At 50.1% G+C, this 13,815-nt stretch carries 10 protein-coding genes and 1 tRNA gene; 9 read left to right on the top strand and 2 right to left on the bottom strand.

Annotated elements, in window-relative coordinates:
* Nucleotides 1-122: 122 nt before the first annotated feature.
* The 7 genes from ACQY6Y_RS06260 (at nt 123) to ACQY6Y_RS06290 (ending at nt 8,765) form a co-directional block, all read left to right on the top strand.
* Nucleotides 123-195: transfer RNA gene (locus ACQY6Y_RS06260), tRNA-Ala, on the top strand.
* 96 nt (nt 196-291) lie between these two features.
* Nucleotides 292-1,296 carry a radical SAM protein gene (locus ACQY6Y_RS06265; protein ID WP_428379455.1) on the top strand — a complete coding sequence of 335 codons (1,005 nt, stop codon included), beginning with the start codon at nt 292-294 and terminating at the stop codon, nt 1,294-1,296.
* 28 nt (nt 1,297-1,324) lie between these two features.
* The gene (locus ACQY6Y_RS06270) at nt 1,325-1,648 is read left to right on the top strand and encodes a hypothetical protein (protein WP_428379456.1); all 324 of its coding nucleotides are present in this window, start codon (nt 1,325-1,327) and stop codon (nt 1,646-1,648) included.
* A 39-nt stretch (nt 1,649-1,687) separates the two neighbouring features.
* A complete protein-coding gene (locus ACQY6Y_RS06275; RefSeq protein ID WP_428379457.1) occupies nt 1,688-3,169 on the top strand; it encodes a nicotinate phosphoribosyltransferase in 1,482 nt (493 codons plus the stop codon).
* Between the two features lie 107 nt (nt 3,170-3,276).
* Complete coding sequence (gene argS / locus ACQY6Y_RS06280; RefSeq protein WP_428379458.1) at nt 3,277-5,121, top strand: arginine--tRNA ligase; 1,845 nt, start codon at nt 3,277-3,279, stop codon at nt 5,119-5,121.
* 217 nt (nt 5,122-5,338) lie between these two features.
* The gene (gene rho, locus ACQY6Y_RS06285; RefSeq protein WP_428379459.1) at nt 5,339-7,336 is read left to right on the top strand and encodes a transcription termination factor Rho; all 1,998 of its coding nucleotides are present in this window, start codon (nt 5,339-5,341) and stop codon (nt 7,334-7,336) included.
* A gap of 271 nt (nt 7,337-7,607) precedes the next feature.
* Nucleotides 7,608-8,765 carry a hypothetical protein gene (locus ACQY6Y_RS06290; RefSeq protein WP_428379460.1) on the top strand — a complete coding sequence of 386 codons (1,158 nt, stop codon included), beginning with the start codon at nt 7,608-7,610 and terminating at the stop codon, nt 8,763-8,765.
* 37 nt (nt 8,766-8,802) lie between these two features.
* Here the strand turns inward: ACQY6Y_RS06290 and thrB are convergent, their stop codons facing one another.
* Complete coding sequence (thrB, locus tag ACQY6Y_RS06295; RefSeq protein WP_428379461.1) at nt 8,803-9,696, bottom strand: homoserine kinase; 894 nt, start codon at nt 9,694-9,696, stop codon at nt 8,803-8,805.
* Entirely contained in the window at nt 9,693-11,180 is a 1,488-nt protein-coding gene (gene thrC, locus ACQY6Y_RS06300) for a threonine synthase (RefSeq protein ID WP_428379462.1), read from the bottom strand. The genes thrB and thrC overlap by 4 nt, the downstream gene beginning before the upstream one ends.
* Nucleotides 11,181-11,289: 109 nt before the next feature.
* Here thrC and ACQY6Y_RS06305 point away from each other — a divergent pair, with 109 nt between their 5' ends.
* Nucleotides 11,290-12,429, top strand: coding sequence for a homoserine dehydrogenase (locus ACQY6Y_RS06305; protein ID WP_428379463.1), 1,140 nt, complete (start codon nt 11,290-11,292; stop codon nt 12,427-12,429).
* Nucleotides 12,430-12,432: 3 nt separating this feature from the next.
* Nucleotides 12,433-13,764 carry an aspartate kinase gene (locus ACQY6Y_RS06310; RefSeq protein ID WP_428379464.1) on the top strand — a complete coding sequence of 444 codons (1,332 nt, stop codon included), beginning with the start codon at nt 12,433-12,435 and terminating at the stop codon, nt 13,762-13,764.
* Nucleotides 13,765-13,815: the final 51 nt, after the last annotated feature.

Consider the following 13,815-nt stretch of genomic DNA (forward strand, 5'->3'; position numbering starts at 1 on the left):
TCAAAAGAACTTGCACGTTTCTGTTTGGAATCATACAAGGTTATCTTGAGTTTCGCGAGGTTTGTGAGGGTAATTTGACAGCGCTAAAGAGTGTGAGATAATGTCGACTGCATTTATTGCCTGGGGACGTAGCTCAGCTGGGAGAGCGCTGCCTTCGCACGGCAGAGGCCGAGGGTTCAAATCCCTTCGTCTCCACCTACGGAAAGATTCTGGACGTGTTCCAGATGTGAGCGGCATTTGTCGCGATAGGGCCTTCCATTTGGAGGGCCCTTACTTGAAGGGATGATCGACATGTCTGGCGCCTGGGATACAACGGCATCAGCGGTCGATAAGAGCGACTTACAGCTTCTGACTGGCAATCTTCCTCGTGCTTGTGAACTTTGTCCTCGTCGATGTGGTGTCAATCGCAGCTCGGGTGCGATGGGTATTTGTGGAGCGACCGATACCCTTCGTCTTGCCCGTGCGGCGCTTCATATGTGGGAAGAACCTCCCATATCTGGTGAAGCCGGCTCAGGCACAATCTTTTTCAGCGGTTGTTCGCTTAAGTGTATCTACTGTCAGAACCATGAAATATCAACAGGCAACTTCGGCATAGATGTTTCGCCCGAGCGCTTGGTTGAAATCATGCTCGAGCTACAGGAGCAAGGCGCCCTTAATATCAATTTGGTAACCGCAACACACTATGCGTATCTGTTGCCCAATGCCGTTGCTGAGGCGCGCAAACAAGGGCTTAGAGTTCCTATCGTTTACAACACGAGCGGCTATGAACGTGTAGAGGCAGTTCGCGAACTGGGTGCTTCAACGGTAGATATTTGGCTTACAGATTTTAAATATGGCAATGCCGCGCTTGGAAAAAAGCTTTCCCATGTGGATGACTATCCTCTTGTTGCTGGTGCTGCATTACAAGAAATGATTCGGTGCTTGCAGCGTGCGGGTGGAAGACAGGAGTCTTCCGAGGGCATCCTTACGCGCGGCATTATTGTGCGCCACCTGGTACTTCCAGGCCATGCAGATGATTCCTGTCGAGTATTGGATCTTGTGCACGATATTGCGGGAGACGCACTTGATGAAATCGATCTTTCGATTATGAATCAATACACGCCAAATGCTGAGATACGCGCTCATGGTGGTCAGCTTGCACGAGGGATAAATGATACAGAATACGAACAAGTGCTTTCCTATGCAGATGAGCTTGGTTTTCCCACGGTATACTGGCAAGAAGGTGGCACGGTAGATGAGAGTTTTGTGCCAGCATTCGATACCACAGGGGTGCTTCCTCGTGCTGAGAATAATTAGTTTTTCATCCCATAGAAAGGGGATTTAGATGGCCGAAGACGATACCGCTCGCGACTCCGGTCCGCTCACCGATTCTGAACGAGCGGAATTGGAGCAACTGCGAGCAGAGCGCGCCGCTCGCGCCGAAGCAGCAGAACGTGCAGAACTTAAAAAATTACGCGCTGAGCGTGAACGTGTACGCATCCAACAGGAGCAGGACAAGCATATCCAAGAGCTCAGAGAACGTAACCGTAAGCTCATGGAACCGGATGACGAGGATTTATCCATGCCCGTTGCCCAGCGCGTTGTGCTCGGTGTTCTGGCCTTTATCGTCCTTGCCTTTGTGGTGTATTTAGTAACAGGAAATCTTTAGGACGTAAGATTCCTAAAGAGATGGAAAGGAAGCCCTGTTATGTCTCTGACCGATAGAACAAAACCGACTGATGTTGCCCTTAATACCGACTTATATGAACTTACAATGGCTCAGGGCTTTTTTGAATCGGGATTAACTGAAACAAAGGCATGCTTTAACGTTTTCTTTAGGGAATGCCCCTTTGATGGCGGCTATGCGGTTGCTTGCGGAACAGGTCAGGTTGCAGAGCTTGTTGAGAATTTCCGTTTCGATGAAGAGTCAATCAAGTATCTCTCGTCTCTCGAAGCTCCTGGTGGTGGCCCTCTATTCAAACCAGTCTTCTTGGAGTATTTGCGCACGTTCCGTATGCACATTTCGGTTTGGGGTGTACCGGAAGGAGAAGTGGTATTTCCGCGAGAGCCTCTCTTGAGAGTCGAAGGTCCTGTTATAGATTGTCAGCTTATTGAGACCGCTCTTCTCAATCTTGTGAATTTCCAAACCCTTGTAGCTACAAAAACAGCTCGTGTTGTTCAGGCGGCAGAAGGTCATGCCGTCTCTGACTTCGGTTTGCGTCGTGCACAGGGTCCTGATGGTGGGCTTGCGGTTGCACGCGCCTCTTATGTTGGCGGTGCGGGCTCTACTTCGAATTGCCTTGCGGGCCGCATCTATGGCATTCCTGTCTTTGGAACCCATGCTCATTCATGGGTTATGGCGTTCCCCACAGAGCTCGATGCGTTTCGTGCTTTTGCGAAATCAAGTCCTAAGAACTGCACGCTTCTGGTGGATACCTACGATGTAGATCACGGTATTGCCAATGCCATTACCGTCGCAAAAGAGATGGAAGCCGTTGGCGAGCGTTTGTCAGCAATCCGTATAGACTCGGGCGATCTTGCGCGCCTGTCCAAGCGTGCCCGTCGCGCTTTTGACGATGCCGACTTGCCGTACGTTAAGATTTCTGTATCGAATGACCTAGACGAATACACCATTCAGTCATTGCTTGCGCAAGGGGCTCCCATCGATTCATTTGGTGTGGGAACGAAGCTTGCCACCTGCGACCCTCAGCCTTCGCTCGGTGGTGTTTATAAACTTTCTGCTACCAAAGCACCAGGCGAGAATACATGGAGTCCGGTTATCAAGCTTTCTGAACAGGCTTACAAGCGAACTATTCCAGGCATTCAGCACGTTCTACGTTTTCAGGACGAAACTGGTTGCCCGATGGGAGATCTTATCGTTGACGATTCGTATGCAACAGGAGATATGAGCACTGCCGTCGATGTCCTCGATCCTTATACTACCTACGATTTTTCTGCTTGGACCCCACGTGAGCTTCTGTATCAGCTGGTAGAAGATGGAAATCGTACGGGTGAGCCTGAATCAATCGAGATTGCAAAGCGTCGTTGTCGTGATGCACTGATGCGTCTCGATCCTGCGACTAAGCGCTTCTTAAACCCACAGACATATCCTGTGGGATTGGAGTCTGGTTTGGCGCATCTGCGCGAGCGTCTTACTGCGGCAGAACGCAACTCATCAGGGCGTAAGTAGCGCCAAGCGTTCTGCTACACTGCATATTCGTGTAATACCGTCTCTTGTAGAGATATAAGCTCTCAGCTTCCTGCTTGGTTGCTGTGAGGGGAGGAGAAAGAAAAGAGATGCCCGAGACCATCGAGGAGCTTGTAAAGCAAGCTATCGCAGCTGCTCAAGAAGTAGGCGAGTTGCCTGCGTTTGAAGTGGAGGATTGTGGTATTGAGCGTCCAGCCGATACCGATCATGGCGAGTGGACTTCCACTGTGGCTTTGCGCTCCGCACGTCTCGCAAAAATGGCTCCGGCAAAAATAGCTGCCGCCATTGTTGCTCATATGCCATCGCATGAAGCAATTGACCATGTAGAGGTTGCCGGTCCTGGTTTTATTAACTTCTACTTGTCGGTTGCAGCAGTGACTGATGTTTTCCGTAAGGTGCGTGAAGAGGGCAACGACTTTGCGCGTGTAGATGTAGGCCATGGCCTGCATATCAATTACGAGTTTGTCTCTGCAAACCCAACTGGTCCTCTGCATGTTGGCCATGGCCGTTGGTGTGCTCTGGGCGATTCGATGTGCAACATTTTTGAGCACGCTGGGTATGTGGTGGATCGTGAGTATTACATCAACGATCACGGCAGCCAGATGGATGTGTTTGGCAGCTCGGTAGCAACACGCTATCTGCAAATAGCCCAACTTATTCGCGAGCGCTCGCTCGATCCGCAAGAGGCTTGCGACGTACTTTTGGCAGATCGAGAGGCCTATGTAGAGGATGAGGAAGACAAACATCCCGACAGCCATCCCTACATGGATGCCTTTAATGAGATGTTGGGTGGCAATTCCTACGGCGGCGATTATGTTATCGAGATTGCTCGTGACCTGTATTGCTCCGACGGTGATGTGTGGGTAGATGCCGATCCAGAAAAGCGTGCTCTCGAGTTCCGCGAGCGCTCTTATAAAGCAATGCTTGATCGCATTAAGGCAACTTGCCATGAGGTGCGCTGCGATTTTGATACATGGTTCTCCGAGCGCTCTCTCTACAAGAAGGATGCTGACGGAACATCTCAGGTCGATCGTGCTTTTAAGCGCCTTGATGAGATGGGTTATCTCTATACCACCGATGACGGAGCACTGTGGTTCCGTTCGACAGCTTTGGGCGACGATAAGGATCGCGTGCTTATCAAGTCAAACGGTGAATATACCTACTTTGCCTCCGACGTTGCGTATCACTGGAACAAGTTCCAGCGCTGCGAGTATGCAATTGATTTATGGGGTGCCGATCACCACGGCTATATCGCGCGCGTTACAAACGTATGCGACGCCTTGGGTTATCCGGGTAAGTTTGAGGTAGACCTTGGTCAGTTTGTCAACCTTTTGCGCAACGGGGCTCCTGTCCGCATGTCCAAGCGTAAGGGCACCATGGTTGCATTCCAGGAGCTTGTCGATGAGGTTGGTGTAGATGCAACGCGCTACACATTGCTGTCTAAATCTTCAAATCAAACAATTGATTTTGATATTGAAGCAGTAAAAGAGCGCTCAAACGCCAATCCTGTGTATTACGTGCAGTACGCACATGCTCGCATCTGCTCCATTCTTCGTCGTGCCGCAGGCGTAGATAATGCTCAGGCAGAAGCAATGGGTATGGATGCTGTTGCAGAACAGGCAATTGGTGAGAATTACGATCTTTCACTTTTGGTTGATCCCACCGAGCTTACTTTGGCTCGAAAGATTTCTTCAATGAGCGATTTAATTGCCTCAGCTGCTCGTGATCGTGCCCCGTTTAGACTGACTCATTATCTTGAAGAGCTTGCAGCAGATTTCCATGGTTTTTACTCTGCTTGCCAGGTACTTCCCAGTGAGGGAAGGCCTGTAGTACCCGAGCTTTCTCGTGCACGTTTAGCAGCATGTGATGCTGTTCGTAAGGTGCTTGCACTCAATTTGCGCCTTATCGGAGTTTCTGCTCCTGAAAAGATGTAAAAAATATTGCTTGGAGGCGGCCTAGCGCCGCCTCCCTTTTACGTGGTATAGTGTCGCAGGTTAACGACGTATTGTGTCAGAAACCCTCCCCAAACTTTTTAATCAATCGTTTGAACTGTGCAGCTTTCTTTCTCAGGCTGTGCATCATTATCAAAAGGATATTGCATCTATTTCAGAATTTGACCCTCTGGGGTGAGACTAGAGACAAGGAGTTTGTGTGGCAGAAGAGACAGCCGAATCCAGCCGGATAGCGAACGGCGAGGAAGGAGGGCTGGAAGCTTCTACTCCGACTCAAGAGCCTGTGGTGACTAAACGTCGTCGTGGGCGTCCGCGTAAGTCGGAAAAGCAGGCTACAGCCGAGGAACCTGCTGCAGAATCGGCGCCGTCCAAGACTTCAGATGAATCTGAAGCACCAGCACCAAAACGCCGCCGTGGTCGTCCTCGTAAAACGGAAACTTCTAAAACGGAGACTTCTACAGAAGAGCAGCTTACACTTGCTGTTCCAGAAAAAGTCAAAGCAATTGCAAAGGTAAAAAAACCATCTACGCGTACACGCGTAAAAAAGAAGGTTGAATCTGCTGAACCTGATGTAAATACTGCAGATGAACAAGAAGCTCAAAACACCTCTTCTGAACAAATAGTTGATGACCAAAGCACACAACATCAGGAACCGTCTGATACAGAGAGCAACTCTCAGGGTGTTTCAGAAAGCAAAAACGAAACACCAACCTCTTCAGATGTGCAACAAGATGGGGAAGAGGCTTCTCAGGCCCCTGATGAACGTGCACAACGCTCTTCTCACAGACGTCGTCATACGCAGCGTCAAGATCGCCAAAATTCTCAGCGTTCTTCTCATGAGTCTCGCAACAATTTCAATGGACAAAATAAGAACCGTCGAAATCGTAGGCAAAATGGCCCTGATCTGGCAGCTGAGCCTTCACTTTCGTTAGATGAGCTGCACGCCATGAAGGTTGCTGAGCTGCGCGCTAAGGCTGCTGAGCTTGGAATAGATTATGCCGGCCGTAAAAAAGCCGAGCTTGTGGATGCGGTATATGAGGCTGCTGCTTTGGCAGAGGGCTTCCGTCATGTGCGCGGCATTCTTGAAATTCATTCTGAAGGATATGGGTTCCTGCGTACTGAGAATTACATGCAGGGTCCAAGCGATGCCTTCGTTTTCCAACAGACCATTCGTTCACTAGCTCTTCGACCCGGCGATCTTATTGAGGGTACGGTTGTGCCTGGGAGGTCGAATAATAAGTTTCCGCCTTTAGCTAAGGTTGATTTGGTAAATGGATTGACGGTTGAGCAGGCTCGTGAGCGTCCTCATTTCCGTGATCTCACACCTATTTTCCCGAATGAACCCCTGAGGCTTGAGCATGGTCGCGATTCCATAACTGGTCGTGCTATTGACTTGGTATCGCCTATCGGCAAGGGTCAGCGTGGTCTTATCGTAAGCCCGCCTAAGGCTGGTAAGACAACCGTTCTTAAGAATATTTGTCAGGCAATATCGGCCAATAATCCCGAGGTTCACCTCATCTGCCTGCTTGTGGACGAACGTCCTGAAGAAGTTACCGATATGCAGCGCTCTATTCGGGGTGAAGTGGTTGCTTCTACCTTCGACATGCCAGCGGAAAATCATACGGCTGTTTCCGAGCTTGTCATCGAGCATGCCAAACGCCTTGTTGAGCAGGGCGAAGACGTTGTTGTAGTACTCGATTCCATTACTCGTCTTGCTCGCGCATACAACCTCGCGCAGCCTGCAAGTGGTCGCATACTTTCTGGCGGTGTTGATTCTGCTGCGTTGTATCCGCCCAAACGCTTCCTTGGTGCAGCCCGTAACATTGAAAATGGCGGTTCACTTACCATTATTGCCTCGGCGCTTATCGATACAGGCTCAAAGATGGACGAGGTTATCTTTGAGGAGTTCAAGGGCACTGGCAATATGGAGCTCAAGCTTGACCGAGACCTTGCTGATAAGCGCATCTTCCCAGCTATTGATCCGGTTGCTTCTGGCACGCGCAACGAGGAACTGCTCATCTCAGCAGAGCTTCAACCATTTGTTTGGGGAGTCCGTCGCATTCTGGCCAATATGAACAATGTGGAACGTGCAGAAACGATGCTGGTGAAGAGTCTGAAAGCAACGGCTTCTAACGAAGAGTTCCTTATTCGTTCAGCTAAAAAGGCCCAACAATCGGAATTTGTTGATACGCTTTAAAGCTGATTCACTTATTACTGTAAAAGCCCGACATGCTTTTATGCGTGCCGGGCTTTTTCCTTACTTGCATTTACGTATTCTCGCGGTATAGTCAGATTAGTGACGTTTGTCGCGCCAATATACATTGACGGCATATGAAGATGAAACGAGCCACGCCGTTATTGAGCCATCCCGCTTATCGTTGGGATGAGTTTGCGTATACACCTCCTTCATCTTCATATGTCATAGCGCTCGCACATATGTGCGGCGAAGGGGGTGCCAGGAGATGACAATGAGTCGTCCATGTCCAGCTGTTTTTGCTGGTCTTGCCGGTGGGATGACGCTTGCCGTTCCCGTTTCAGTTTCTGCGGCACCGCTTTCGTTATCGAGTTCATTTGTAAATGCAGACCCGCTTGTTCCATTCATGATGGGATGCGTGACAGGTGCAGCGATGGGTGTTGCTGCAAGCAGTTTTTATCTCTATCTGCGTTCGCGTCGCGAGCATAATGACTTTGTAATAGATCGAGGTCAGCGCACGTCTGCTCAGGGTGGTCATTTTGCACGACCCAGCAAATCTGAAAATCCACAGCATGTACGCCAAAAGCATGTCTCTGCTCCAACACATGCCTCTTCCTCTCAAGCTGCTACAGTCCAACAGGAAACGAGCAAGCAGCATGTTGCGGCTCATTCGGCTAAAGACTATGGCGAAATTGCAGAGAACTATGTACGTCGCGCTGGCATAGTAGAGCGCATGGCAACCCGCGCTCGTGGCGTAGCTTCGGTGTTAAGCGATCGTCTCGAAGCAAACATGATGGACGGGGTTCCTGTTATTGAGCGTGCGGACGGTAGCGTTGGAGATGTAGGTACGACCTGGTGGGACGCTGCAGTGCAGAACAGTGCCCCACATAAGGCTGTTTCTCAGAGCACACAGCCCTCTACGAAAGCCGCCCAGGCCTCGGCATCAACTCAGGGGGCCTCGACATCACAAAAGAAGGTTTCAGAGCGGCTCGCAGATATAGATTTTGGAATGTTTCCCGAGCATCGTGCAGCAGAAGATCTCGATACCAATGCAGATTTGTGGCAGGTAGCATTAGACGCTCTCGATGAGCAGGCGCGTGCCCAATCACCTTTTGCATTTGAAGATATTGTTGGCGGTACTGACACGCTTGATGAGCCGGATGGTTTGGAAGCTCCGACCAGCTTTATTCCCTTCAGAACCCCTGCAGGTCATCCTGAAGTGGTGGATACCGAAACGTACGTTGACTATCTCATCAATGATGAGTTTTCGCGTAACGAATCGAGCTCTGCTCGTCGGAATGCCCGGGAATACCTGCACGTTATTGAAGGCGGTACACTCACACAAAGCCTGTTTGGATCCGCACGACGGGCACGCGGCCGCCGGGGTTCTTATCAGCCTCGTCATATGGCTGCCGTTGCCCAGCAGGCATAAAAGTAGCTTAAAGAGTGAGCAGCACTGCTCAGAAGAACTAGTGCTGCTCTAAACGTGCGCCAATAGAACTTGCAGATAGTACCCGAATCCAGAGGTCTTTACGTACGCTTGAAAATGCTTGCGCAACGGTGTTGGCCTTCTGTTGACCATCGGCAACGGCAATCATGGTTGAACCTGATCCGGAGATAAAGAATGCTGAGGCTCCGGAGGAAAGCGCTACTTTGCGTAGAGGCTCATAATCGGCTATGAGAAGCTTTCGATACGGCTCGTGAAGTTTATCGTGACATGCCTTGCCAAAAAGGTTTGCATCGCCAGAACAAAGTGCCTGAACAGTTGCAGCACAACGTCCCATTTGCCACACGGCGGTGGAGAGGGGAACTTCGCGAGGCATAACACGGCGTGCATCGGCGGTACGCACTTCATAGGGAGGGGCAACGGTAACAAAGCGGAGATTTTCCGCTACGTCTGCACGCGTTGAAATTGTCTCCCCATCAGCAACAAAGGAACTTACAATGCCACCAAGAATTGCTGGCGCTACATTGTCTGGATGGCCTTCGATTTGCGTGGCAATCTTTAAGGTGAGCGCTTGGTCAACCTCATCATTAACGAGCGACTGAGCTGCAACAATACCAGCAACTACGCAGGTTGAGCTCGAACCAAGTCCGCCCGAAAGCGGTATAGGAGATTCAATATCAATCCGGACGGGGAAGGGTTCAACACCAAGTGCTGCCAACGTGGTAAGAAAACTGCGCCATACCAGATTGTCTGGATTGCGAAAGCGCTCTTCGCATCCATGAATTTCGAGCTCATCTGAACGGATAAGACCAAAGGTTGCCCGAAGATCAAGCGCCATACCTAAGCAGTCGTAGCCAACACCTAGGTTTGCAGATGTTGCTGGTACCGAAACAACGGTGTATCGACGGCTACTCATGCGAGGCACCTCATGCAAGCATTCTCAACAATCTCTGACATACCAGAGACGTCACAGGAGGCATTGCGAATAACCTCTGCATCCCTCAGCTCAGAGAGCTGTCGAGGAGCTTGGGCGCCCGTAAGTTCGCTCAGACGGTCCATGCAGGTAAAACCATCAAGGCCAGTAATATCTTCTCCCAGTGCAGCAAGTACGTCAGCAGGGAACTTAAAAGGACTGGCAGTTGAGAGACAAACGCGCGCTGCCGCATCGGAAGGCTGTTGCTGAGCCAGAACATGCTTTGCGACAGCTGTGTGCGTATCGATAAGCACATGATTTTGTTCCCATGTTGTATGAATTGCTTTGCTCGTCTCTTCATCGGTTGCGTGACCATAGGAGAACGTCTCACGAATGCGCTCATGCAGAGCACGAGGAACGGTGTAGTGGCCCTCTTCAGAGAGTTGCTTCATGAGAGATGCAATGAGCTCACAATCTCCATCGGAGAGCAAATAGAGGAGACGTTCGAGGTTTGAAGATACAAGAATGTCCATCGACGGAGAGATGGTAGTGTAGAAAGGACGACGCCTGTCATACACGCCGCTTTCAATAAAGTCGCAAAGAACATCGTTTGAATTGGATGCTACAACGAGTCGGGCAACAGGAAGTCCCATGAGCTTTGCATAATAGCCAGCAAGAACATCGCCAAAGTTTCCTGTTGGTACGCAGAACTCAACGCTCTCGCCCTTCTTTAGAGTTCCTGAGCGCACCAACTGTGCATAGGCATCGAAGTAATAAACCACCTGGGGAACGAGGCGGCCGATGTTGATTGAGTTTGCACTTGAAAGTGCAATGTTGGATGTATGCAAGCGTCCAGCAAGATTTTTGTCGGCGAAGATATGTTTGACTTCGGTTTGCACGTCATCAAAATTGCCTGATACGGCACATACCTCAACGTTGCTGCCTGTCTGTGTCACCATCTGCAGACGCTGAACATCCGATACCTTGCCTTCTGGATAGAAGACGCAAATTCCAGTACCGGGAACACCTGCAAAGCCTGCCAACGCTGCCTTACCAGTATCGCCGCTCGTGGCTGTCACAATCATGATGTTTTGATCGCTTTGTGCATGCGCTTTTGACATAAGGCGGGGCAGCATTTGCAGTGCGACATCTTTGAAAGCACATGTTGGACCATGATAGAGCTCAAGTAACCAATCGTTGCCCAACGGTGTTACGGGCGTAATGGCGGGTGTATCAAAACTGGATCCGTAAGCCTCTTCAACACAAGCGGCAATTTCTTCAGACGTGTAGTCGTCAAGGAGGGTGCTCAATACGAGGCGAGAAGTTTCCATAAATGTTTGATTGCATATAGTATTGAGGTCAAGCTGGTGTGAGGTTATGTCGTCACAAACATAAAGGCCACCATCGGGGGCAATACCGGTAAGAATTGCTTGCTTACTTGTAACAAGTTGCTCATTTGAGCGAGTGCTGTGGTAGAAAGTATTCAACTTCGCCGTCCCTCCGACGTGACTGATTGTTGTTATTTATGATGACATGATACAGGTGCACGAGACGAGAGGCGGCTCGCCCTGCCATTTCTAACGATTGGACAGATTCATGAAGATTGCCATCCTCGGCCACGGAACAGTTGGACGTGGCGTCGATGAAATAATCGCCGATTGCATCCCCTCCCTTGAGGTTGCACGTATCCTTGAGCTTCCGGATCGCTGTACTGACGAGCGTATGACTTCTGATTTTGATGATATTGCTCAGGATCCCTCCATTGAAGCTGTCGTTGAGTGCATGGGCGGTATAGAGCCAGCTCACACGTATATTGTTGCTGCACTGCGTGCTGGTAAGCATGTTATTACCTCAAATAAGGCTGTTGTAGCAGAGTATTTAACAGAGTTTGCACATGAGGCAGCTGCTGCCGGTGTTGGTCTGTTTGTTGAAGCAACATGTGGCGGCGGTATTCCCTGGATTGCAAGCATCGAAAAAGTTCGTCGTATTGACGAGGTGTCATCTTTCTCGGGCATTCTCAACGGCACAACGAACTACATTATCGATGAGATGGCGCGCAAGGGCCTCGACTTTGACGTCGTATTAGCTCGAGCTCAGGAGCTGGGCTATGCCGAGGCAGATCCTTCTGCTGACATCGACGGCATTGACGTCCGTAATAAGACCATCATTACTGCTGCTGTAGCCTTTGGCGTTGCATGCACAACTGAGTTCCCGGTAACTGGTATGCGCACGCTTACTAAGGCCGATATGGATATGCTGCATGCGCACGGCATGTCGGTAAAGGTGCTCGGTAGGGGTGTATGTAAAGATCAGCGCTATGCTGTTGCCGTAGAGCCCGTGGCATTGCCTGAGCGCTCTTTGGAAGCCTGTGTGCCAGCAAACAACAATATTGCCTCAGTTACAGGTGCCACCATCGGTGAGCTTAAGTTTTATGGTCAGGGTGCAGGAAGTCTTCCGACGGGCAACGCAATGGTTCAGGACTTGCTTGATTGCCAAAATGGCGTGCGTCCCACCTACGATATGAGTGCCGAGCTGTCGTATGACCCAACGCTGCTTGTCTCTGATTATTTGCTGCGTACAACTGCAGAAGTTCCTGCAGAGGCCGAGGCATTTGATGAAGGTGTCTGGCGTATGCATAAGCTCACCGCCACGGAGGCACGTGAACTTTTTGAGCGTATCTGCAAGGACGATCCCACTTCGTTTATGGCTGCCATTGCTGAAGGGGCAGAGGACTAATACATGGTAAAAGTTGCAAAATTCGGTGGTTCCAGCGTTGCGGATGCTGGGCAGTTCCGCAAGGTAAAAGAAATAGTTCAAGCTGATCGTGACCGTCGTTTTGTGGTGGTTTCGGCTTCTGGTAAGCGCTTTTCCGGTGATAATAAAATTACCGATCTGTTGCTGCTGGTTAATGCACATATTGCGTATCACGTGGATTGCTCTGCTCTGCTGAGTGATATCGAACAGCGTTTTGTGGATATTGCAGAAGAGTTGAACTTAAAGTATCCCATTGCAGCAAAGTTCGAAGAGTTCTCGAGCGTTATTAAGAGTCTCTCTCCTGAATATATTGTTTCGCGAGGAGAATGGTTCACCGGCCAACTTATGGCTGAGTATCTCGGCCTTCCTTTCTTAGATGCCGCTGATGTCATGGTGTTCCATCATGATGGAACCATTGATATGGCGCGTACCGCTACGCGTGTAAATGATGCAGTGGCACGTTTGGGTTCGTTTGTACTCCCAGGGTTTTATGGTGCGACGGTGGATGGCACCATAAAGCTTTTCCAGCGCGGCGGTGGCGATATTACCGGAGCTATTCTTGCCAGGTGCCTTGAGGCGGGAGTCTATGAGAACTGGACCGATGTTTCTGGCTTTTTGGCAGCAGATCCGCACATTGTAGAGAACCCTCGTTCAATTCATCGTATTACCTTCGATGAGATGCGCGAGCTCTCGTATATGGGCGCTTCGGTGCTCCAGGAAGAGGCTATCTTCCCTGTGCGCGAGGCAAATATTCCAATTCAGATTAAGAATACGAATCGTCCGGACAAGCAAGGTACGTTTATTCGTGAAAAGGCTGCAGATCGTGAGCTAGAGCACCTGATTACAGGAATTGCTGGCAAGCGAGATTTTCTGGCCATTCATATTCGCAAGGCGCATACCTCTGCTGAAGTTGGTTATGTTCGTCGCGTTCTGGCAGTGTTTGAGCGCTACGGTGTATCGGTTGAACACGTACCAAGTGGAGTTGACGCTCTTGCGGTGGTGGTTAATGGTGCCGATGTACGCGACACGGTTTATTCGATCGTTGGTGAGCTGCAGCAAGAGATCAAGCCAGACTCTATTAATGTGGTTGAAGGCTTGGCACTCATTTCAGTGGTCGGCAGAAATATGAGCCGCCGCGCCGGTACTTCTGGTCGCATCTTCGGCGCCCTTGGTGAGGCTGGTGTAAACATTCGTATGATCACGCAGTCGCCTCAGGAAATCTCAATTATTCTCGGTGTGGATAATAAAGATTTTGAACGGGCAATCCGCGTCATTTATGACAAATTTGCTGATGAGATGGTAAGTACTATTGAATAAGTAGCATCGATGAGATGCTCTGCTCTGCGTGCTGAACGCACCGGTCAAGGA

The organism is Olsenella sp. Marseille-QA0557 (assembly GCF_965119725.1).
GTDB classification, from domain to species: domain Bacteria; phylum Actinomycetota; class Coriobacteriia; order Coriobacteriales; family Atopobiaceae; genus Coprovicinus; species Coprovicinus avistercoris.